The organism is Parabacteroides hominis, from assembly GCF_014287585.1.
Taxonomy (GTDB): Bacteria; Bacteroidota; Bacteroidia; order Bacteroidales; family Tannerellaceae; genus Parabacteroides; species Parabacteroides hominis.
The window spans coordinates 1-22,259 of sequence record NZ_JACOOJ010000022.1 but is presented as its reverse complement, the minus strand read 5'-3'; the positions used below and the strand labels follow the sequence as shown (position 1 = coordinate 22,259).

At 41.1% G+C, this 22,259-nt stretch carries 28 protein-coding genes and 2 tRNA genes; 25 read left to right on the top strand and 5 right to left on the bottom strand.

Going from position 1 to position 22,259, the window contains the following annotated elements:
* The first annotated feature begins 1 nt into the window (after position 1).
* The 13 genes from H8S65_RS12640 (at position 2) to H8S65_RS12580 (ending at position 10,055) form a co-directional block, all read left to right on the top strand.
* Positions 2-385, top strand: coding sequence for a RusA family crossover junction endodeoxyribonuclease (locus H8S65_RS12640; protein WP_186930317.1), 384 nt, complete (start codon positions 2-4; stop codon positions 383-385).
* A gap of 31 nt (positions 386-416) precedes the next feature.
* Positions 417-848 carry a hypothetical protein gene (locus tag H8S65_RS12635; RefSeq protein ID WP_186930316.1) on the top strand — a complete coding sequence of 144 codons (432 nt, stop codon included), beginning with the start codon at positions 417-419 and terminating at the stop codon, positions 846-848.
* Between the two features lie 65 nt (positions 849-913).
* Positions 914-1,264, top strand: coding sequence for a hypothetical protein (locus H8S65_RS12630; protein ID WP_186930315.1), 351 nt, complete (start codon positions 914-916; stop codon positions 1,262-1,264).
* Complete coding sequence (locus H8S65_RS12625; RefSeq protein ID WP_186930314.1) at positions 1,233-1,484, top strand: hypothetical protein; 252 nt, start codon at positions 1,233-1,235, stop codon at positions 1,482-1,484. Before H8S65_RS12630 ends, H8S65_RS12625 begins: the two co-directional genes overlap by 32 nt.
* 29 nt (positions 1,485-1,513) lie before the next feature.
* The gene (locus H8S65_RS12620; RefSeq protein WP_186930313.1) at positions 1,514-1,864 is read left to right on the top strand and encodes a hypothetical protein; all 351 of its coding nucleotides are present in this window, start codon (positions 1,514-1,516) and stop codon (positions 1,862-1,864) included.
* Positions 1,861-2,463, top strand: a complete 603-nt coding sequence (locus H8S65_RS12615; protein ID WP_186930312.1) for a hypothetical protein — start codon at positions 1,861-1,863, stop codon at positions 2,461-2,463. The genes H8S65_RS12620 and H8S65_RS12615 overlap by 4 nt, the downstream gene beginning before the upstream one ends.
* A gap of 1 nt (position 2,464) precedes the next feature.
* A complete protein-coding gene (locus H8S65_RS12610) occupies positions 2,465-6,649 on the top strand; it encodes a hypothetical protein (RefSeq protein WP_186930311.1) in 4,185 nt (1,394 codons plus the stop codon).
* Complete coding sequence (locus tag H8S65_RS12605; RefSeq protein WP_186930310.1) at positions 6,649-7,047, top strand: hypothetical protein; 399 nt, start codon at positions 6,649-6,651, stop codon at positions 7,045-7,047. Before H8S65_RS12610 ends, H8S65_RS12605 begins: the two co-directional genes overlap by 1 nt.
* On the top strand, positions 7,028-7,366 hold the full coding sequence (locus H8S65_RS12600; protein ID WP_186930309.1) for a hypothetical protein: 339 nt from the start codon (positions 7,028-7,030) through the stop codon (positions 7,364-7,366). The genes H8S65_RS12605 and H8S65_RS12600 overlap by 20 nt, the downstream gene beginning before the upstream one ends.
* A gap of 477 nt (positions 7,367-7,843) precedes the next feature.
* Complete coding sequence (locus tag H8S65_RS12595; RefSeq protein ID WP_087346030.1) at positions 7,844-8,026, top strand: type II toxin-antitoxin system HicA family toxin; 183 nt, start codon at positions 7,844-7,846, stop codon at positions 8,024-8,026.
* A gap of 93 nt (positions 8,027-8,119) precedes the next feature.
* Entirely contained in the window at positions 8,120-8,515 is a 396-nt protein-coding gene (locus tag H8S65_RS12590; protein WP_186930308.1) for a pilus assembly protein HicB, read from the top strand.
* Between the two features lie 148 nt (positions 8,516-8,663).
* Positions 8,664-9,479, top strand: coding sequence for a DUF2971 domain-containing protein (locus H8S65_RS12585; RefSeq protein ID WP_186930307.1), 816 nt, complete (start codon positions 8,664-8,666; stop codon positions 9,477-9,479).
* Positions 9,480-9,497: 18 nt separating this feature from the next.
* A complete protein-coding gene (locus tag H8S65_RS12580; RefSeq protein WP_186930306.1) occupies positions 9,498-10,055 on the top strand; it encodes a hypothetical protein in 558 nt (185 codons plus the stop codon).
* 86 nt (positions 10,056-10,141) lie between these two features.
* On the opposite strand, the gene H8S65_RS12575 is transcribed toward H8S65_RS12580, so the two are convergent.
* Positions 10,142-11,353, bottom strand: a complete 1,212-nt coding sequence (locus tag H8S65_RS12575; protein WP_186930305.1) for a hypothetical protein — start codon at positions 11,351-11,353, stop codon at positions 10,142-10,144.
* Between the two features lie 22 nt (positions 11,354-11,375).
* Positions 11,376-11,624: a helix-turn-helix domain-containing protein gene (locus H8S65_RS12570; RefSeq protein ID WP_186930304.1), complete on the bottom strand. Its 249-nt coding sequence runs from the start codon at positions 11,622-11,624 to the stop codon at positions 11,376-11,378.
* A 167-nt stretch (positions 11,625-11,791) separates the two neighbouring features.
* On the opposite strand from H8S65_RS12570, the gene H8S65_RS12565 reads away from it, so the two are divergent.
* The 8 genes from H8S65_RS12565 (at position 11,792) to H8S65_RS12530 (ending at position 13,807) form a co-directional block, all read left to right on the top strand.
* A complete protein-coding gene (locus H8S65_RS12565; protein ID WP_186930303.1) occupies positions 11,792-11,932 on the top strand; it encodes a hypothetical protein in 141 nt (46 codons plus the stop codon).
* Positions 11,933-11,963: 31 nt separating this feature from the next.
* Entirely contained in the window at positions 11,964-12,275 is a 312-nt protein-coding gene (locus tag H8S65_RS12560) for an SH3 beta-barrel fold-containing protein (protein ID WP_186930302.1), read from the top strand.
* A gap of 53 nt (positions 12,276-12,328) precedes the next feature.
* Positions 12,329-12,610, top strand: coding sequence for a hypothetical protein (locus H8S65_RS12555; protein ID WP_186930301.1), 282 nt, complete (start codon positions 12,329-12,331; stop codon positions 12,608-12,610).
* A complete protein-coding gene (locus H8S65_RS12550) occupies positions 12,597-12,827 on the top strand; it encodes a hypothetical protein (protein ID WP_186930300.1) in 231 nt (76 codons plus the stop codon). Before H8S65_RS12555 ends, H8S65_RS12550 begins: the two co-directional genes overlap by 14 nt.
* The gene (locus tag H8S65_RS12545; protein WP_186930299.1) at positions 12,824-13,009 is read left to right on the top strand and encodes a hypothetical protein; all 186 of its coding nucleotides are present in this window, start codon (positions 12,824-12,826) and stop codon (positions 13,007-13,009) included. Before H8S65_RS12550 ends, H8S65_RS12545 begins: the two co-directional genes overlap by 4 nt.
* Positions 13,010-13,223: 214 nt before the next feature.
* The gene (locus H8S65_RS12540; protein WP_186930298.1) at positions 13,224-13,373 is read left to right on the top strand and encodes a hypothetical protein; all 150 of its coding nucleotides are present in this window, start codon (positions 13,224-13,226) and stop codon (positions 13,371-13,373) included.
* Positions 13,360-13,596 carry a hypothetical protein gene (locus H8S65_RS12535; RefSeq protein ID WP_186930297.1) on the top strand — a complete coding sequence of 79 codons (237 nt, stop codon included), beginning with the start codon at positions 13,360-13,362 and terminating at the stop codon, positions 13,594-13,596. Before H8S65_RS12540 ends, H8S65_RS12535 begins: the two co-directional genes overlap by 14 nt.
* The gene (locus H8S65_RS12530) at positions 13,583-13,807 is read left to right on the top strand and encodes a hypothetical protein (RefSeq protein WP_186930296.1); all 225 of its coding nucleotides are present in this window, start codon (positions 13,583-13,585) and stop codon (positions 13,805-13,807) included. Before H8S65_RS12535 ends, H8S65_RS12530 begins: the two co-directional genes overlap by 14 nt.
* 706 nt (positions 13,808-14,513) lie before the next feature.
* Here H8S65_RS12530 and H8S65_RS12525 read toward each other — a convergent pair.
* Both H8S65_RS12525 and H8S65_RS12520 read right to left on the bottom strand, forming a co-directional pair.
* Positions 14,514-14,585: transfer RNA gene (locus tag H8S65_RS12525), tRNA-Cys, on the bottom strand.
* Between the two features lie 51 nt (positions 14,586-14,636).
* A tRNA-Cys gene (locus H8S65_RS12520) sits at positions 14,637-14,708 on the bottom strand.
* A 159-nt stretch (positions 14,709-14,867) separates the two neighbouring features.
* On the opposite strand from H8S65_RS12520, the gene rfbC reads away from it, so the two are divergent.
* On the top strand, positions 14,868-15,425 hold the full coding sequence (gene rfbC, locus H8S65_RS12515; RefSeq protein WP_186930295.1) for a dTDP-4-dehydrorhamnose 3,5-epimerase: 558 nt from the start codon (positions 14,868-14,870) through the stop codon (positions 15,423-15,425).
* Between the two features lie 22 nt (positions 15,426-15,447).
* Positions 15,448-16,587, top strand: a complete 1,140-nt coding sequence (gene rfbB / locus H8S65_RS12510; protein ID WP_186930294.1) for a dTDP-glucose 4,6-dehydratase — start codon at positions 15,448-15,450, stop codon at positions 16,585-16,587.
* Here the strand turns inward: rfbB and H8S65_RS12505 are convergent.
* Positions 16,584-19,865 carry an AsmA-like C-terminal region-containing protein gene (locus H8S65_RS12505; RefSeq protein WP_186930293.1) on the bottom strand — a complete coding sequence of 1,094 codons (3,282 nt, stop codon included), beginning with the start codon at positions 19,863-19,865 and terminating at the stop codon, positions 16,584-16,586. The two genes, rfbB and H8S65_RS12505, sit on opposite strands and share 4 nt — an antisense overlap.
* A 169-nt stretch (positions 19,866-20,034) precedes the next feature.
* Here H8S65_RS12505 and H8S65_RS12500 point away from each other — a divergent pair, with 169 nt between their 5' ends.
* Positions 20,035-20,361, top strand: a complete 327-nt coding sequence (locus H8S65_RS12500; RefSeq protein WP_186930292.1) for an ArsR/SmtB family transcription factor — start codon at positions 20,035-20,037, stop codon at positions 20,359-20,361.
* 82 nt (positions 20,362-20,443) lie between these two features.
* Positions 20,444-21,253, top strand: coding sequence for an arsenite methyltransferase (arsM, locus tag H8S65_RS12495; RefSeq protein ID WP_186930291.1), 810 nt, complete (start codon positions 20,444-20,446; stop codon positions 21,251-21,253).
* Positions 21,254-22,259 lie beyond the last annotated feature (1,006 nt).

Genomic DNA, 22,259 nt, shown 5'->3' with positions numbered 1-22,259 from the left:
TATGAAAACAGAAACAATACACGGCCAGATCATAGCCAAGGCGAATCACTACCAAGCGGTTTCCGGTAAAGGTGGCACGAGACGGATCATCAAGGATGAGAAGATACGGGCCTATGAGAAATCCTTCATTCAACAGTGCCACATCTATCGGAATAAGCGTATTTCTGGACGCTTCAGGCTATTTGTTAGGGTTTGGCATAGCTCGATAAGGTTTGATTTGGATAACTCCCTAAAAACGTTGCTGGACTGCTTGCAAATGGTAGATGCTATCGAAGATGACAAACTTTGCTTTCAGATCGAGGCTGAGAAGCATATAGACAAGTATCATCCACGTATAGAGTTTGCCATACTTGAGGTGAACGAACAGAAGAATATTTTTCAATAAACAAACATATCAATCATTTAAAATCAGAATCATGGAGACTAAAACAGTTTTTGGAACAACCAAGTATCAAATTGAATCATGTCTTTCGGAGACCGGTAATGGAAAAGGGGGAATAATCGAAGGTGTCTCTTTACTACTTCACCAAAACGGGAAGATAAAGTTGGAAGACGGCCAACTTGTATCGATCCAGTTAACCAAAGAAGATGCTAAGGAACTTGCTATTCAGCTGTTAAAGATAAGTGGCGAGCCAGTACCGGAACGTGGGGTATCTCTCGATCACTATGAAGCTTGGGGTATCTCCCTGCACCATGCAAAAGAAGAAAATGGAGAACCTGCGAATGAACCTATTATCTGTATATCAGATATCGAGTCAGAAGATATCCCTGAAGATAATCAGGTCTCGATTTGTTTGACCAATGAATCGGCAAAAGAGATGATAGGAGCATTAGCGATGATTGTATAATTCATTCCGGGTAGGTCTGCTGTGGATGATCTACCCGATGATTTCTAAATAAATCTATTTTAGATATGGGAAGAAAGAAAGGAACAACAAAAACTGGAGGACGGACGGTAGGAACGCCTAACAAGATAACAGGAACGGTTAAAGAATGGATAACCTCTATTATCGACGGAAATCGCCAGCAGTTTGAGGAAGATTTGGAGAAATTAGAACCGGGTGAACGTGTTCGAGTTATATCAAACCTTTTGCAGTATGTTACACCAAAGATACAATCTGCAAACCCAGAAGAACTCATGGAGGCCGAATACCAGAAGTTATCCGAATTATTGGATAGTGCACCGGATGAAGTAATTAACGAGATTGTAAAACGAATAAATAGATTAAGCAATGACAGAAGAAGAACGACAACAGAAGATTGATGCCATATTAGGCGAAATCAAGAAGCAAGTTGATTATCCAAATATCCCCATTGATTTGTGGATAACAGGAGCGCGAGGAAAACCGGGTGAATCGGACTTTGAGAAGTGGTTGCAGATATGTACGCAATACGTAGATGCCTACTACAAAGAAACGGGGAAGCGTGATACAGATTCCTCATTTGCTGAATATGTGAGAAAGTACGAGAGAAGGGCATATTAAGCCTATCTTGATTTCATAATTTAGAAAATATGAGAAAATATAAAGTTTTAAGATTAGGAGGTAAGGGGTACACCATATTCAGCCCTACTCCGTTAACAACAAAGAGAGTTATTACTACCCTTCGAGGTGTAAGCATCGACGAATTAAAAGAGATTCCCGATGGTGCGGAACTTTGCGCAAGGGCCATATCTTTCGCTATCGCCGGTTCCGGTATGTTCAGCCAATTGCGTTCTTGCATCCTTCGCCGGAGATTATTGCGACGGGCTTCGCTTGATGAACTTATAGAGGCTTTACAGGCAATCATCTCGATGATTCCGGCAAATGAGTTTTATACGATTAGTTTAATAACAAACCAATTTAACAAATTAATATCCAAATGAATACAGCAGCAAAAATAGTTTCAGAAACCCTGTTAGGGGAGTATCATAAGGTAGTCACTTTAGGCAAAAGAGAATTTAGAATCTATCAACCAACAATTAACGAGATTTCCCGGATGTTTCCCGGTTCCGGTCTGTCGGTCAGTGAAAACACGAAGCGTCTTGAGGTCATTTCCTCGATGCCGGAACACATAGATGAAGTATGCCGTACGCTGGCTGTGGCTATCACTATCAAGAAACCAATAGCTGAGGGATTGACCTTTGAGTATATCCGCCGTTTTGCAACGATGGATCAGATTCAGGAGGCAATCTTAGTTCTTGGTTCAGTTATTCGAGGCGATGAGATATTCGAACTTTGTGAGCTTGACAAGTCAACAGGGAAAGACACAGCGAAGATATTTGGGAATAACAACCTTGCCGGCCAAGTGGCTACATTCGTTGAACAGCTACATTTATCCTACAAGGAGGTGACAAATGAGCTTAGTTATCCTCTCCTTCTTTTGATGAGCGTAGACAAGATGCGAGTTTCCTACGACGATGAAACGGAACCAGAAGTAAAGACATTATCAGGAAAAGAACTACTAAAAATGAAAGGAATATAATATGGCAGATCTAAGTTTTATCATTCGGGCCGACACTAAAGAATTGGATGTCGCCTACAAAAAAATGGAACAGCTGGATAAGCGGGCAGATGAGCTGACCAAAAAGTTATCTTCCTCACAACCGGGTAGCAAAGAATTTGCCGAGTTAAATAAGCAACTTTCCGCTTTAGAGAAGCAATATGAATCAACCGTTAAGAAAGTGGCAGAGTTGGAAAATAAACTGGCCGAGACCGCCGGAAAGACCTCAAAAACGGTAACGTCTTCTACCTCAACAGAAGCGCAGGCTTATGAAAGTATCGTATCATCCATTCAGCAAGTCTTGGGCAAGAAAAATGAGAATTTGGCATTGCTTGCTAAAGAAGAGATGGCAATCAAACAAGTCGCTTTAGAGCGTCGGACGTTGGAGAAATTAGAAAAGAATAGTGCTATTTCGAACCAAGAAGCGGCAAAACAAAGAGCAAGCCTCATAGAGCGAGAGATACAGCACAAACAAGCTGCTTCAGAACTTCGTCTCGCACTCAATGCAGAAACAAAGGAAGTGCAGGCGGCCGATACATCCATGAAGCAGATGTCTCTTACTCTGGGTCGAATGCGTGAAGCGTACCGGCAGATGAGCGAGGCAGAACGTAATTCTCCTTTCGGACAGCAATTGCAGAAAGACATTCAAGAGCTGAATAAAAAGATGGTTACTCTGGATGCTTCTATCGGCAATCATCAGAGAAACGTCGGTAACTATGCGTCTACGTGGAACGGATTATCTTTTAATCTCCAGCAAGTAGCTCGTGAGTTACCTTCGTTAGCGGTGGGTATGTCAACCTTCATGTTAGCGATAAGCAATAACGTTCCAATGTTAGCTGACGAAATAAAGAAAGCCAGTGCAGAATATAAGGCCTTTCAAGCTGCGGTGAAAAGCGGGGCAACCGATATACCGAAAGTCGCACCGGTATGGAAACAGCTTGCATCCTCTATTTTCAGTTGGCAGACGGCGTTAGTTGTCGGTATCACCCTGCTTACTGTTTACTGGAAGGATATCGCCAACTTCACTAAAGGTCTGTTTGGCGCCAATCAAGCGCAACAAGCTTTAAATGAGAGCATGACAGATTTCAATTCTATTCTGGCTAAAGAAACACAGAATCTACGTACTGTTTTCTCTGCCATTGATCGGACCAAGGAAGGCACAGAAGGAAGAAAGAAGGCCATTGATGCGATAAATACCGCATACGGTAAGTATCTGCCTAATCTCTTATCAGAAAAAAGTTCTCTGATGGAAATAAATACCGCTTATCAATTAGTGAACAAATCCCTTCGGGAGAATGCTGCCTTGAAAGCACAGGGTAACGCCATCGACAAAGTACTGGAGAAAGCTATCAAGGTTCAATCCGAAGCATTGACCGAAATGAGGGAGACTGCTACAAAGAAGCTAGGTGAATCCAAATCAGGCGGTATCATGGATATTGTTACGGGATTGACAGAGAACTTTCGTTCGGCCGGCAAAACATGGCAGGAAGCATGGCAAGGCGTTTCAGCTAAGATTCAAAGTGAGATCGGCAATAAGAAATTGGGAAGCTATTTCTATGAAGAATTAGAGAACTATGTTAAGAGTATCTATAAGTCGGAAAAGCAAATTTCAGACATTCAGAAACAATTTAACCCGTTTTTCAATAAAGAACAAGCCGACAAAGCTTTAATACATAACAAAGAGTATTACGAGAGTATCAAACAGCAGGCTACTTCTGTTTTAGAATCCATTGACGCGGAACAGAAGAAGTTACTTGATGCGGGCAAGACTGATGGAATTGATTCGGCTATTGTACAGAAGTACAAAGCGGCTAAGGTATCCATTGATGAAGCGACAGAAGCACTCAAAGCATACGACTCGTACGAGAAGAAATCAAATGAAGCTGCTAAGTATGCCAAAGGAGCCAACCGCATCAATTCTCTATTAAGCAAGGAAGAGAGCGAGCGCGTTAAAATGGAGAAGGAGTTGCAGTATCGCATCGAGCAGGCAAAGGTTGACGCGATGGAAGACGGTTGGAAGAAAACCAAAGCTCAAATGTCCCTTAACCATCAAAAAGAGCTGTCCGAACTGAAACAGCAGCAAGATGAATACTTGCGAAAGGTTGTTGAATACGAACGGAAAAAGTTTGAAGCCGATCCGAAGAATAAGGGTAAAGTTTTCGATGCAAGTAATATCCAACTCTCCCAGGAAGAGATGGAACTTCTTGATAAATTGACTAAAGAGCTTCGGATCAAGCAAAAAGAAGATGATAAACTGTTCGCTTTAGATCTGAAACGTAATCAAGAAGATATAACCAATCATTTTTCCTCTGAACTGGATAAACGACTCGTTGAGATTGATCGGTATTATGAGGATGAGATAAAAAAAGCGAAAGGTTACCAGGATATAATCGACATGCTGACGGGCAACCGGCGGAAAGAACGTGCTAACGCTGTTAATCTGGATCGGTTGAACAAAAATAGTTTTAATCAGGAAATAGCGACTAACGGTATAGATCTCAAATATTCCGGCACAGGAATGATCGAGGTTGCGGAACGAGAAAAGACAAAGATTCTGAAAAAGTACGCGGAGGAGCGTATCAAGATCCTTGAACAGATCGGTGACGAACAAAGCCAACAGGAAATAAAGAGTCTCAATCAAGCTGTAGAAGGTTACAACAAGATTCTTTCCAAGCCGAAGAGCGTTAAGCAACTGTTTGATGAGAAAGTTTTCAAAGCTGTAGAGAATCATTTCAAGAACACCTCATCTAATGCGGAAGAAGCAGAGAAAAAGACCTCCAAATTCTTTCAGTCATTCTCTGATGCTGGCCAGATCGCATCTGATGTTGTTAAAAGTTTGAAAGGAGCTTTCGGCGGTATGTCAGAAGAACTTGATATGGCGCTTGATGCAGTAGGCAATATCGCCCAGGGTTTTGCTGAAGGTGGTCTGATTGGCGGTATATCTGCCGCGGCCGGGCAAGTCATTGGAGTTGTCGGGAAACTTATTACCACCAAGAAAGAAGTTGATAAATCAATGATTGAGGGCTATAATGCTTACATCGAAGTAATGGGGCAGCTCATTAGTAAGCAAAAAGAAGCAATCAAGACATTAGGAGGTTCGGAGTTCAACAACGCCATAAAAAAGACATTCGACAATATCCAGAAAGAGATTGCTGCTGCTCGCAAGTTAATGAATGAAACCCTCAACTCCGGTGCGGGTTTGTTTAGTCATTCTGAAGGGTACAAGGTTAAAGAAATGCTTAACGGATACCGTAGGGAACTTGCGAGCATTGGTATAAGCCTTGAACAGTTGGGAGGCCGGGCCGACCTTAGCATTCTTCCGGTAGAAAAGCTGGTCCGCCTACAAGAGGAATTGCCGGAAGTATGGGCACGTCTTCCGGAGAAGGTGCGGGAATACCTGAATCAGATCATTGATTCTAAAGAGCAGATGGAAGATCTTAACCAACAGCTGCAAGACATGTTACTGGGTTTTTCCGCTGATGATATAACGTCCGCTATAGTGGATTCCCTTACAGATCCTTCCATAGAGAACGCTATGGATGACCTCTCCAGAAAAATGGATGATTTTATATCTGGTATAGTTAAGAACATCATCGTCAAGATGGCACTCACAGAACCAATTACAAAAGCAGTTAACCAGATGATGAAAGGTATTGCCACATACGATAAAGACGGGAATATTACAGGATTCAAGAAAGTAGAGGATATCCAAGCAGGGGTATTGGCGAAGTTTAAAGAAACAGTCATGGGTATTGCTGAGGGTTTTGGTAAGACATGGAAAGAGCTATCTGATCAGTTTTCTTCTGTCGGGATTGACATAAACGGCAAAATTGATGCAAAAGACGAAACGTCTGAGAACACCTTGAAAGGAGCATTTTCAAAAGCCAGTCAGGAAAGTATAACACTTCTTGCCGGACAATTCGGGGCAATGCGGGTAGATCTTACCGTAATTAAAGATAACACCTCTGTCATTAGGGAACTTCAGGCGCAAGGATGGAACGATGTGAGGGCGATCAAGGACTTGACAGGTAAAGTAGAGCAGAATACTAATCGTATTGCCAGTGTTGCTGATAAGTTGGAATATTCCATAAGCGAAATAGGTAGAGACGCCCGCCGTTCCGCTGATGCCTTGGATGGTGGTACAATTAACGCTAAAGTAAAGATGTGATGAGAATAGAAGCCAAATTAACCGGACTGGATGAACTAAAGGACATCATCCAGTCCAACATCAAAGATTCGCTTGTAGAAGTCGGAAAAGAGGCTGTAGAGTACGCAAAGCAGAATGGAGAGTATATGAACCACACGTTCAATCTTCGTAATGCACCGGGAGCCGGTGTTGTAATGGATGGCGAACTGAAAGAAACGTATGTTCCCGCTGATGGCAAACACGAAGAGGCCAAAGCAAAGACAGAGGCCACTATCGAAAAATCTCTTTTCCCGGGCACCGGCTTGATTATCGCTGATGGCATGCCTTATTCCTCTTTCGTGGAAGCAAAAGGGTATGATGTGGTGGGGGGAGCCGCTTTAGAAGCAGATCGGATACTCAATGACAAAACCCGAAGTTAAGCCGTCCTACAAATGCCTGTCTGATTACTATACTCTGGACAGGCTAAGTATTCGCTATGCCGGAAGTGATATGTACCTCATCCGTGCTATCATTTCCGGTGAATGGGTTCTATGCGCTAATGTTTCCCGTTCCGTCTATGACCAATACCGGATGATGTTCTATACGGATACCGCAGGAGCTAAGAACTTTCTACTCGATCAACTCACATGGGACGGTTATCCATTTGCCCGAAGTTGCTTCCGATTCGTAAACGTAGTGAGACCATTAAGCGACGAGGCATTAAACGAATTAAGAAGGTTTGTCTCTACACTGAAATAAGGCATATAACATTATTCAGGCTTTATCTAAGTGATGAAAATGCTTTTTGCTACAACTTGACCGTCTACAGAAAAACAAAAGCTTACAGCTTCTTATTTTGGTTTATATATAAATAGATAAAGATCAACAGAAAGAAACTTTGCCCGTTTGTACATGATAGCAAACAATTCCCATCAAGGAAGTCATGTAGATCTTTAACAAACATAATCCAATAAAAAACATCTTCATAAGAGTATCTTTCTTTGAAGCGGCACAACCCTAAATATAAAATTGAATATAATTTCTCCATAATCTTTTTTTATATTGAGGATACAGCATGCCGGGGAGAATTTCATGTTGTAAATTATAAAAGTTGATGGTCTGCATGAAATAATTACAAATCTGCAAAATGTAGCAAAATAGTTATGTTTTTATTTGGTAGATTATAGCAAATACGCTATATTTGTACCGTCTTAATAAACAACGGTCTTTTATATTATGAAGTACAATCAGTTTATTGCGGAACTTACCGCAGCAGGTTGTTACGTTTCCCGTCACGGTGCTAACCATGATATTTGGTATAGTCCAATAACTGGAGAATTATTCCCAATCCCCCGTCATGGAGGTAAGGAAGTTCCTAAAGGGCTGGAACGTAAAGCAAGAAAGGTGCTCGGGGTTTAACCCCGGCATCCTTACTTCATAAGAAAGACTGTTTTATTAAGGGATTGGAGTCGGTATAATGCCGGCTCCTTTATTCACAAAAAAGAAAGGTATATGAAAGTTACTGTAATCATGGAAAAGGCAAGCGACGGGTATTACTCATGTTTTGTTGAGGAGGATCTGCCAGGCTTCGGGCTGGCTGGTTATGGTGATACCGCAGAAGCCGCCAAAGAGGATATGTTGAAAGCCTATGATGATATTAAGGAAATGAAAACCGTTGAAGGTGTAGGCGTACCGGAATTGGAGTTTGTCTATAAATACGATCTGCAATCGTTCTTCAATTACTTCTCATTCCTGAATGTAACGAAAGTTGCGGAAGCTGCCGGCATTAATCCTTCGTTGATGCGGCAATACACATCAGGAGTAACGGCGGCCGGACAAAAGCAATACGACAAAATACGAACAGCTGTGGAGCGAATAGGCAAAGAACTATCATCCGCAACGTTCTAGGATAGTGTATCGCCGGGAGGCGAGACCGTTTATATTAAGACAAAGTTAAGCCCGTTATGGTGATTCCCGTAGCGGGCTTTTATTTCATAACATTGGGATTATCTTTTATTGGTAAAAAGGACTATCTTTGTCAATCAAACATGTTTTTATGGAAGAGTATCCGGAATATCTTTATCATTACACAAGCATTGAGACGTTAGCTCTAATTTTGAAGTATAAAACGTTTCGGTTAAGAAGGTTAGATTTAGCAGATGATCCTGAAGAATCACTGACTAGTGATTATGGCAACTTAGGGCGTTTTTGCCTTATTAGTTGTTGGACAAGTATGTCTGAAGAATCTTTACCAATGTGGCAGATGTATTCTAAAGACATGAAGGGAGTAAGAATAAAGTTGCCTACTTTTATTTTTCCAAAGTATTGGATGGGAGAAAATATTCATCAGAATTCAAGTAAGGATGGATATAAAGAGGTATTGTTGGGAAACTCTTTTTATAGTTATATTAATCCAGAGGATTTTTTTAAGAAAGGGTGTTCTGTAATTGCTATGCAAGAGAATATTTTGACAAAAATACAGTACACCGAAGAAAAAGATTTATTATACCCATCCGTCTTTAAGCAGGTTGGCAATGGTATTGTTCTAGAAACAGGTAAAATAGGAATATATAAGCATAAATATTGGGAGTTTCAACAAGAACTAAGATACATGATTTTTGCTTCACCTTGGAATAAGAATGATATATTACATGCAACCCCCGAAAGTCATATTGCATTGTTTAATAGGTTCAAAACTTCAAATTTACCTTTTGAATATGTAGACTTAAAGGTAGATGAAAGAAAATTTGAGGATATGACGATAAGATTAGGACCTAAGGTGACTGAAGCCGAAAAAGTAATTGTACAGTCCTTAGTTAAAGAATTTAATCCTTCGGCAAAAATAGAAGATAGTGTTTTGAAAGTAAGATAAATCATTTAAAATAGAATCATGAATAAAATTGTACTGGCTTTGTTAATCCTACTTCCGATCTTTGGTTGTGGCAGTGATGAGAACAACAATACTCAAGAAGAGTTCATTTTCATCTTTGGAGCTTCTGCACAAATGTGCTCTGATAGCGATAAAGACAAAATAGGATGTGAGGTAATGTTGTTTCCTGGTGATAAGGAATATGTTGTTAAAACAAATCCTGCCTCCGGACTCTTAGATACCGGGACAGATAAGGATATGGAAGAAACCTTTAAAACTGGCTACATCAAAACGAAATCAGGTGAAAAGGTAAAATGTCTATACTCTGGTGAAAATACCGGTATTGGCGGTAATTATGATAACTACTATGAATCCATGCAAGTGAAAAAAGGACGGTACTATGTAGTGATAAAAGCTGTTGGTAGCCTTGCCACAACTCAATATTGGGCTTATACGAATAAGTACTCATCGAAATATGTCGATGTAACCTCTGATACTGGAGTAAGTAAATGTTTTTTTGGCGATGTGGAGCATGGCGGGTTCCAGGAGTGGGAACTGAAAGATTGGAAATGTAATTAAACAATAGAAAGAGAGCAGGCCCGATACCGGAACGAACCTGTTGATTTTATTTGAACAATGAGTTGCATTTTACTTAAGCATCCTATTTATGGCAAACTTAATTTATCATTTATAAAATCTTTTATTACTTTGTTCATAATATCGAAAGATCTTATATCTACTGTTGAAAATTTTTCTTGGAACTCTGCAATAACTTGTGTAGAAGGTTTTTTCTCGAAATGAGTAGACCATTGTTGTAAGAAAAGACCAATCCAGTAATGAACATATTCTTTTGCTTTAGCTTGTTGCATATTGTTTAGTATTTTAAGCCTTTTATCATTGGCTATTACTTTCATTACAAACTTTTCTTCATTAACATTGATATATTGGTGATAATCCTTTAATTCATTGATACCATATAAATTATCGAACCAAAATTCATTTTGTGGATTGTAATATTGCAAGATGAAATCATTCATTATAATAACTTTAGGGTATTTTTCATCTGAAATGAATCCAGTAATATTATTTGTGAATTCTTTTTCATCTCCATCGGTAATTAGAAAGCTGACAGATATCGGAAATTGTTTTAATTCATCAAGATTACAATCGTTTGAATTTAATAGTATTTTTCTCATGATTTCCTCTATATCTTTAGGTAAGTTAAAATCGCTATCACAGATAGAACTTCTCCATAATTGAAGTAAAAAAAATAATCTTGTAGTCTTAGTATCTTCAATACTAATTTCTTTACTGTCTGAATTTAGTTTTCTGATTTTAGGCAAAATTTCATTGATAAATTTTGTCTCAATTGAGGTAAACTTATCTTCGCAATCTTTACAAAATGTATCATTAACAGAAAAAGGATTATTCCTTGCTGCTTTACATTCATCGATGGTTGGTTCTCTTTGTAATTCCTGTTGAACACTATCGATATTAGTATTCCTTTGAAAACCAAACTTAGCATAAGGTTCATCACCTAATGTATAATAAAAACCTGTTTCTCTCGAATTTCCTCCATCTAAATTAAGATTTCGTCTGATAATGGCATCGGATAAGTAATGTGTATTCTGTTTATCTGCCTTATGAACTTTACATAATGCACAAATTCTATCTTCCTTATTTGGCTCAATATTAAATATCGTTTTATTCTTCTTTTTTTCATAAAGTACATTATTACTATCGAGTACATGTTGCTCAATATCAACTTTAGTAATCATTTTGGGTACAGAAGATGGTTTACGCCTATTTTTTCTTTTTTGGTGCAATTCCTTTTTGTGATGCGCCCATTCTTTCTTTTTTTTTCTATTCTTTTTCATGAAATCATTGCATATTACTTCATTATTTCACTCCTATTTCAATACCCTTCCCACAATGCGGACAGGTCAAATTGGCAGTATCGCTCTTTGGTTGCTCGAAGAGTTCTGTTACCGGAACACCGAGAGCTGAGGCGATCCGGTCTAATACTTCAACTGAAGGGTTACCGTTAATATGTTGGCTTAATCCAACTCTGCTAATTCCCATCTTTTCAGCTAACTCTTGTACTGAAAGACCTTTATCTTTAATCACTTCTTTTATTCGTAAAGCCATAAGTTTAAATTTTTGATTTTATGCAAATATACACCTGTATTTATTTGTAAAGCGATAGGTATTCATAAATAAAGTTAATGTAAAGCGAAATATTTCTTATTCACTTGATTGTTTAAAGCGATAGGTTTACATTTGCATCATAAACGACATATAAATATATGACAACTATGACAAACGAAGACAATATGAACAACGAACTGACAGCGTTAGCCGCCATGAGTGAGGCAGAAGCCTGTAAACTCTACAATGTAGACTACAAAGACGAGGCTATCCAGTACATAGTTGATTATTGGACGTGCATAGCTTGAAACGATTACTAACACATAAACATATACAGTCATGAAGAATTTCAGATCCAAAGTATTTAAACAGGCCTATGAAATGATGAAGGCCACCGGTAAAGCATTCGCAGTTTGTCTGGCAAAGGCATGGGCTATTTATAGGCTCTACAAACGCATGAAAAAAGAAACGGTATCATTCTCTTATGAGAAGCAAGACGGAAGCCTACGGAAAGCGAAAGGAACATTACAGAATGTTTCTAACCTTTTCAAAGGTACAGGTATTGAGAATTACAAGACCGTCCGTTATTTCGATGTAGACGTAAATGGGTTCAGATCATTCAAAGTTGAGAATTTAATCACGGTATATTAATCAGATGGAGGGCTGCCGAGAAATCGGCATACCCCACCATAAACAGCACTATTATGTATTTTCCTTTAGAAGTAAACGAACAGTTGGCAAATGCTATGAGAGCGGCAGCCGAATTTAAAGTAGAAGTAGAGAAGATCATTGAGTGTATCTGCATTGATGAAAACGGATCCATTGTTGATGATAGAGAAGTATATGAGAAAATGAGTGATAATATTTGCTTAATGATGGTGGATATAGGGCGTTCTATGGGTGTTATGCTTACAGATATTGCCCTTAATGAAGTGAGAAGAGTAAATAGTAACCAATCAAATACTGAAAGCCATGTTTCTAAGTGAAAAAGCAAAAAAACTCATAGAGATTTTGAGAGACGAAAATACAGGTGGCAATGAACCCACAAAGTCAACAATCTGCGATGCGATGTCTATAATCCTTTTGATGCATCAAATGCATGCAAGTGCCACAGAAGAGAAAGAAGCATTGATTGATGCTTTAGATGTTCTAGTGAATTACAACGAATTAATAACCGAATTATCCAAAGAGAAAGAAATATGATAACAACTATCGACGGTAAAGCAGCTATCGTAGATCAAAGTGGCTGCTTTTGTGAAGAAGGCTTTAGAGATTTGAGAGAAGGGTTAATATCACTCATGTATGAAATTACTGCAAGTGCAGAAATCCCGTCTGATATTGATTCGTTGGCACAGATTATTTACATAATGAGGCGCGAGATATGAAAACGTTGAGTAACGATGAAAAGATCCGGATCATGAATGAAGGCATAGAGCCTTTTATGAGAAAGTTATCTCCGGACGTTATAGCAAGCTGTATAGCTTCTACACTGAGAGTTTACATGAACAGTTCAGAATACACCAATGATGAAGTAGAAATGAGGGCAAGCGTTGTTCTGTCTACTGGTTTGACTATGGATTTACTAAACTATCTGATGTTATGGTACGAAGATTAACCTATATTATCCTACTGGTGGCCGGTGTGTTGCTGGTAGGATCCGAAAGCGAGAATTTTATCAGTAATATAATCGGGCTGGTGATGGCTTATGCCGCTGGTCACAAATTGAATATGTTTTATGAACAAAGTTAAAGTAGAAGTGCCCGAAAACGCAAAGGGTTGGATAGATAGGTATCAAGAAAAAGATGCCGTAGTATCCGATAAAGCCGGCATATACCGAATAATAGAGTTTGTCGTTAATAGCTGGAGTGAGGAATTATTAACCGATAATGAAGCAAAGGATATGCTTATTACGCTAAATAACGCAGGGATTATTATTGAATCATTTTGGGGGATAGATCATGAAAACAATTGAAGTATCAGAAAGGGCGTTTATTTCCATCAATGAGATAAGGGAAAGAGAAGAAGATATGCTAAGTAAATTCCAGGCAGAGATTGCAGATGCGATGTCTTTTATTACAACCAGCTTTATGTTGAGCCAGGATGAAGAAGATGTCGAAAAGGCAAAGAGCACATTAGTTACTCTATCCCGGTATAATGAATTGCTTGTTGATTTGTCAAAGTAATCAGATTAAATTCAGCCCTGTATTTTACAGGGTTGATAATCTTTTAGTTAAATCGCATAAAATCAATGAGGTTATATGCGAAATCAATCAAATAAAAAATATTCTCCCAACCAAATGTATCTAACCAGTACATCCATTCAAGGATTAGGAGTTGTGTCTTTGTACACATATACAAAGAATAAGGTTTTGACTTGCTAAAAGTTTGAAATGTGATTGGTGAAATGAAAAACAAAGCTTGCAAAGAAGAGGTTTGCTTTATCGGTGGGCATCCCTTCTTTTTTAGCAGCAAAAGCTTTGTGTAAAACCCTATATAATATGTTGATTATCAGATTTTAGCCCAAAATGGCGAAAGGTCAGAAGTACTTAATTTTCAGCAATTCCTTAGTTTTACTGAACACACTTTTGTGTTCAGCTTTATATTCAAAGATTAGCTAAGCCGATTTTTCGGCTTAGTAAAGGATGAAAGCCAAAGGTCAAAAATGACCATTGGTGAAAATCAGCGGAATATAGGGTAAGCAACCGGGATGAAAGTATGGAAATATACTGCTCCATGATAGTAGAATGATCTATCTTGTCTGTTGGAGTTTGCTCCGGTTTCTGCCGGAGCGATAGTATAAATGTACTATTGGAAAATAAAAAACTCTATTACCCGAGATAAGTAATAGAGTTTTGTAGTACCAATGTAGTACCATTTTTGTTTTTAGTGAGGTGCCTGGCAGATTCGAACTGCCGTACATGGTTTTGCAGACCACTGACTAAGCCACTCATCCAAGGCACCATACGAATATTTCAAAGAAAAGTTATTGTAAAAAATACAATAATCCTCATGAGGTTCCTGGCGGATTCGAACCGCCGTACACGGTTTTGCAGACCGCTGACTAAGCCACTCATCCAAGGAACCAGTACTTTTTAAAAACAACCATTCTGGTTTTGCGAGTGCAAAGAAAGGTAATATATTTGGAATATGCAAATCTTTTTCTCCCTTTTTGTTTTCGGGGAGGTTTGGAGAAGTAAGGAAAAAGAAGTTACTTTGTCATCTATTAGCATAAACAATAAGATAATGACATATATTGAAACTGAAATCCCCGGCGTGTGGATCATTGAACCGAAAGTGTTTAAAGATGCACGCGGTTACTTTATGGAGGCTTGGAAGAAGGCGGAGTTTGAAGAACATATCGGCAAAGTGGAATTTGTGCAGGATAACGAGTCTTGTTCATCGAAAGGCGTGTTGAGAGGATTGCATTACCAGTTGGCTCCTTACTCGCAGTCCAAGTTGGTACGTGTGATAAAAGGATGTGTTTTGGATGTGGCCGTCGATTTGCGTAAAGGTTCTCCGACATTCGGGAAATATGTAGCTGTCGAGTTGTCCGATGAGAATAAACGTCAGTTTTTTATCCCACAGGGATTCGCCCACGGTTTCCATGTCTTGAGCGAGGAGGCGGTTTTTACTTATAAAGTCGATAACCCTTATGCACCTACACATGAGCGCGGATTGCGTTTTGACGATCCGACGGTCGGGGTGGACTGGAAGATCACGGAACCGGCTATCCTCAATTTGTCGGATAAAGATAGGAATGCTGCTTTACTGCAAGACGCTGAGATAAATTTTGAGTTTTGAATTATGAATTAAAAATACAGATATGAAAACTTACTTGATTACCGGAGCGGCCGGTTTTATAGGCGCTAATTTCATTAAATACATGTTGGCGAAGTATCCCGAAATAAAGATTGTGGTTTTGGACCTGCTGACCTACGCCGGTAATCTCGGAACGATTGCCGAAGACATCGACGGGGAGCGTTGCGAGTTTGTGAAAGGTGATATCTGCGACCGTGCGTTGACGGACGAGCTCTTTGCCAAATACCAGTTCGATTATGTCGTTAATTTTGCGGCGGAAAGCCATGTGGACCGTAGTATCGAGAATCCGCAGCTTTTCCTGGTTACGAATATATTAGGTACGCAAAACCTGCTCGATTCCGCCCGTAAAGCCTGGGTGACGGGCAAAGCGGCTACCGGTTATCCCGAATGGCGCGAGGGTGTCCGTTTCCACCAGGTATCTACTGACGAGGTGTATGGTAGTTTGGGGGCCGATGGCTATTTCCATGAAACGACTCCGCTGGACCCGCGCAGTCCGTACAGTGCATCCAAGACGAGTGCCGACCTGTTTGTACAGGCTTACTCCGAAACTTATAAGATGCCGGTCAGTATCACCCGCTGTTCCAACAACTACGGTCCGTATCATTTCCCGGAAAAGCTGATACCGCTTATTATTAAAAACATCCTCGAAGGTAAGCCGCTTCCGGTTTATGGTGACGGGACAAATGTACGCGACTGGCTGTACGTGGAAGACCACTGCAAGGCTATCGACCTGGTGATCCATAAGGGACGGGCAGGGGAGGTCTACAACGTGGGCGGCCATAACGAGAAGCAGAATATCGAGATCGTGAAGTTGACAATCAGTACCATTCGCCGGTTGATGACGGAACAACCCGAATACCGCCGGATTCTGAAGAAAAAAGAGATCGGTGCGGACGGGCAGATTTCCATCGATTGGATCAACGAAAGCCTGATTACCTTTGTAAAAGACCGTTTGGGTCATGACCAGCGTTATGCCATCGATCCGACAAAGATCACAAACGAACTGGGTTGGACACCCGAAACTTCTTTCGAAATCGGTATTGTCAAAACGATCCGCTGGTATCTGGACAACCAGAAATGGGTGGAAGACATCACGGGGGGAGACTATATGAAATATTACGAGCAGATGTACGGGAACCGTTAAGGTTCCCTTTCCTCTGCAGCCTTTACCAAAGCTAAGTTTTTCCCTAACTCCGGCGCAGCTTCCTCGATCTGTTTGCGTACTGCGTCGCGTATATCTTTCCGGATATTCTTGCGTGTGCTGTCCAGTTCCGCTTGCTTGGCCGGCTTGAATATATCCTTGTATTTACATTTCGTGATCTTATATTTGAAATCATCCAGGTTGCCGGTGATGTCGATTCCTAATTTGAAAGGAACGGGCGATTTGAGTACCGATAGATGGTAATTGAACGTCATGTCCAAATTATGCGTTCCGCCGACAGCCACTTTGTAACGATCCATCTCCACTAAGAATGGGAAGACTTCGATCTTATTGTCTTTGATGGCAAGGTCTACCGAAATACTGTCTATCATATTCCGTTTCTTGTTTTTGAACATCAGCGTTTTGGATATTTCGGTAAATGTTTCTCCATCGAGCAGTACCATATTGTTCCCGTGTAGATAGCAAGACGAGTTAATGGACGGCATAATGAGAGACATGGTCGAATCCATCTTGCAAGTAGCCGTGACCTGGCAATCCAAGACACCTTCGAACGAACGGAGCATCGGGACTAATGTGTCGATGGAAGGGAAGAGGGCGATCAACTTTTCCACCTTCACATCTTCCATATCGAGGTCTAAACCGGCGGTCGCCTCCTGTCCGTTCTTAGCCCGGTAGACCATTGTCAGATTTCCATTCCCCATATTGGATTGTATATTGAGCTTGCTCAGGTTGATACTCTGATCGCGCAGGACAATTTCGCCTACAACGTTCTCTAATTCCAGATCCTTGAAATCGATACGTTTCGCGTTCGTATGGAGAGCCATGTCGAGAAAGGCCGGAAGAACAAATAATTGGCCGGTCGTGTCGATTTCCGTTTGCGCGATACTATCCTGAAGCGATTCGGTATTGAGCTGTGCTATATTTTCATCACTGAGTATCTGCAGGTCCGAGTTTTCCGCATATTGCATGCCGTTGTTGACTGCCTGCATCAACTGGTTACAATCGATATAGTCTGAGCTTAGATTGAAATCTCCTTTCAATTTTCCTCCGCGGAGCATCGCCCTTCGGATCTGGCTGATCTCGCCGTTAAGGGTAAAATTGCTTTTGCCGAGATGCAGGCGGGCGTCTGTCAATGTGATGTCGTTTGTGTTGAACTTCATTGTCGTCGGCTCCATCCACATCGGGAGCGGAAACATGCGGCTGAACCCGCGCATTTGTTTGAAAGAGATGCTGCCCCGTGCTTCCCATTTGCGCAGGAATTGACCTTCTGTCTCGGTACTGTCGCCGGCGGCGGTTTTCCCGGCCATGTTCTTTCTCCTTTCAGCCAGGCGAGCACGTTGTTCGTCGGTCAGCGTGCGCCGTTGCCGGTTTGCCATCTGCTGGCGCCGTGCATCCCGGTAGGGGAGGGCTTCGATCGTAAACGAACTTTCCGTCAGGGAGAGTCCTGTCCGTAAAGGTACGCTGATGTATTTCAGCGTGTCGATCGAAATGACGGCGGCAGCAGTCGGGACCAGTTTGTCGGATGCCGACGGTTTGATGCCGCCCTTCAGTTCGGAGCGTCCTGCCACGATCCAGACGGAATCGGCCGTGCGGGTTCTCAGATGGCCGAAAGCCAATCGTCCGGTTATCGGTATGACGGCTGTCGTGTCGATAACAGGCGAGGTCTGTGCAAGCATCTCCAATTTGCTTATGTTTGTGCTGATTTCATCTTTATATTTGAAGTTCAGGCTGTCTATTCCCATTGTCATCCGCATCAGGTTTTGCGATTCGATGTAGAGGCTTTTCTGATGTGTCGTGTCGATTGCCAGATGGGCGCCGGAAATGAAAATATCCATGCCGAGCGGTTGGCTGAATGCTTTCAGTTTGTCAATACTGAGTTTTCCCGAACTGTGTACCTTGCCGAAACGGCTTTCGGCAAGGTCATTCACGGTAAAGGTTGTCGACAGGTCTGCATCCATTACACCTTCCACCAACAGCGTGTCCGGATTGAGGAATTCCTGTCCCAACCGGGTGAAGTCCACCTTTCCTTTCATTCCGACCTGGACAGCCGGATTCCTGAACAGGTTGGTTACTTTGGCCTGCATATCCAATGAAGTGTTGAGCCCTTTCATCGTGAGTTGTTCGAGCGAGACGAAAGAAGAATCCGGGAAAGGCCCGTTCAGATGGATATCCAGGTCCATCTCCAGCGTGTCGATACCTTGCTTGATATCCTTGATATGATAGGAACCGTTTTCTATCTTGCAACACAGGTTCACGTTAGGCACGATACTATCCCCTAAGAAACCGTGAATGCTTCCTTCCATAAGGATCGAACCTTCCGCCAGTGTCTTATCGCGATTTTGGAAATAAGCATCGGGAATGAATTTCAGCAGATCGTTCATATCCGAGATTTTCAATCCCATGTCCATATCGATACGGGTGCGCTGGTCTTCCGGAAAGTGGCGTATGGCGCCGTCGGCAGTGAAAGGCAGATTGTTTACCATCAATTCCGCATCTTTCAAGGTGATCGAATTGTAATGTTCGGCGAGTACCAACCGGCTTTTGAGACGAAGCGACAAGTCGTTCTTCAGCGTATAAGTCGGGTTGCTGAATAAAAGGGATGAACAGCCCGTTTCAAAATCGAGCGTATTGGCTCCTCCCGCCAATGAACCGTCGAGGCGTACGAAGAAACCCTGAATTTCGGTAAAAAGGTCTGCCTGGCGGTCGTCATACGTGAAATGCCCTCCGTAAATGCGTACCTTTTGCAGGTCGATAGGAGGCAAGGGCTTTTTGCCAGCATCGTCTTCTGTCGAATCCGTCTCACTTTCGTAGATATCCCAGTTCGCACGTCCGTTTTTATTGACGAATCCGTAGAAACGCGGGTTCTCGATGGAAAAGTCCTTGATGGTGATCTTGCCGCCGAAAAGGTAATCGAGCGGTTGCAAAGACACGGTTGCCCGGCTGAAAGCAAGCAGCGAATCGGAAGGGATCGCCAGTTCTTCGTCATGGGTCGTCGAATCTTCGGCTGCGTGCGAGATCAGGTGGCCGTTTGTCAGTTTCACGCCTAAATAAGGATAGGTTTCGAAATAGGTCAGTTCCACCCGTTCGCAATCCAAATGCGCGTCGATGAACTTGTTGGCCTGCTCGATAACCAGCGGAGTCAGTTTCTCCGGCGGCAACACGCCCCAGTTCAGAATGCTGAACCCGATAGCCGGGAGTATGAATATCAGGGTAACAACAGCCAAGACGATGATCGTCAGTATTTTCTTTTTCCTTTTCATATCTATCTCATGTATGTTTTTGTCAAGAATTATATACTACAAAAGTATGAAAAAGCCGGAGATGATCTGTTACCTTTTTTGAATAATCCGTAATAGAACTCATTTAGTATTGCCATTTGAAAAAATAGTTCGTAGTTTTGCGAACAACAAACAAAATGGAATATTGGATATGAAAGAAAAACAATATACAGTAGAGCAGGAGCAGATGGCCCGTTTTGCTAAAGCGATGGGTCATCCGGCTCGGATGGCTGTCCTTATTTTTTTAGCAAAACAGGATAGTTGTTTCTTTGGAGATATACATGAGGAACTACCCATTGCAAAAGCAACTGTTTCCCAGCATCTTAAAGAATTGAAAGATGCAGGTTTAATTCAAGGAGAGATCGAGACGCCAAAAGTTCGGTATTGTATCAACCGTGAAAATTGGGCGCTTGCTCGCAGTTTATTTACTGTTTTTTGGGACAGTTGTAAATGTTCCGAAGCATCGTGCTGTAGATAACAGCACTTTTTTTGAAATCGATGTTCGTAATTTTACGAATATAAATATGGATAGTTGAGTTATAACAGATAATAGAAGTGAAATGAAAGAAAATCGAGATTTAAAAGAATTAGTGAAGCAACGGTATAGTGAGCTTGCATTAAATGCAGAGGCTTTAAAAAGCTGCTGTTGTGGCGTAAACCCTGCGAATTCTTCGAAGCGGATATTTACGATCATGAGTGAAAATTATAAAAATCTGGAAGGATATGAGCCAGATGCGGACTTGGGAGTCGGGTGTGGTTTGCCTACTCGATATGCCAGAATCAAAGAAGGCGATACAGTTGTCGATTTAGGATCAGGAGCGGGAAATGATTGTTTTATTGCCCGTGCGGAAACTGGTGAAAGCGGTAACGTCATTGGCATTGATTTTTCTCCCCAAATGATAGCGAAAGCGCGTGCTAACGCATGTAAGCGCGGATATACGAATATCCGGTTCATCGAAGGGGACATCGAGAATATGCCTTTGGATGATAATGTCGCAGATGTGATAGTCAGTAATTGTGTATTAAATTTACTTCCTCAGAAAGATCTTATTTTTAAAGAGATTTATCGTGTATTGAAACCTGGCGGACATTTTTGCATATCCGACGTGGTTCTGGAAGGTGTTTTTCCAAAAGAGTTTACAGATAATGCAGCCATGTATGCCGGATGTATTGCCAGTGCTATTCAGAAAAATGATTACCTTTCTGAAATAAAAAAAGCTGGTTTTAAAGATATATGCATTGAAAGGACAAAGACGGTTGTTATTCCAGATGAAGTCTTATATGAACATTTGGATGAAAATACCATTCAAAAGTATAAGTCGGGAAATGTAGGGGTTTATTCGATAACAGTAACGGGGCAAAAACTATAAATTGGAGCTGCAAGATGTTGAATGGATAGAGCTTTGTGGTTTTTTAGAAAACAATTGTCCGGCGAGTACCCTTATTGTCAAAAACAATCTGAAATTGCAAAATCCGGCTTTTGATAAACGTTCTTCAGAGTCCTGTTTTCAGTGAAAAAAGAGGTTGAGAAAAGGCCGTTTCTACGAGGTGCGCAGTTTTTTCCCATGAAGACGGTCTTCACTGCCATGACGACCGTCTTCGTATAGGAGGAAGTCGGCACTTCGGAGCGATGAAGTCCGTCCTCACGGCGATGAAGACGGTCATCGTGGAAACGGGGTTCCGAATCCTTGAAAATACCCTCGGATTTTTATCCGTATTCCTTTACTCTCCCCCTTGTTTCCCCGGATATTCGATTCTCCGGGAGTTTAGCTTTGCCGGAATGTAGGAAATCCCGGCAAAAAGATTGACAAACAGCCGGCTTTTTTCATCCTCCAAGCGGACCGTTTGTGTGTATGTTACGAAAAGCGCCGTTTCGGTGTGTAAAAGTCAATTTGAAAACGTCTGGTTTTTTATTTGAAATAGAAAAAACGGGGGATATTGTAAAATTCGTTCTTGTGAAATAATAATTGACTTTATTTGAATTTGTGCCTAAGCAATACGGAAATGCAGTTTTGTGCAAGTATCATTTTATTATCTTTATTGAGGTAAGGCAGTGCATTTTGTAATGTTAAAAAATATTACCCGCAATAGTATTCCCAAAACATGGGTTACTAATCCGATTGGGTCTTGTTCACATTTGCTGTATGGTTGCTTTTAGTGTATTTGATTAATAAAATAGCACAGCTTAAAAAATAAAAGTCTATATTATAAGTGCAAACAAAAAATATGGACAAAATCATTAAGCTGTGCAGATTGTAAAGATACAAGAAAATTCAGAACAAAAATCAGAAAGTGCAAATTTAACAAGGGGCTGCTCCTTACTCATTGATGAGCTTGCGTTTTTTACAAGTATTCTATTCCATGATATACCTTGTT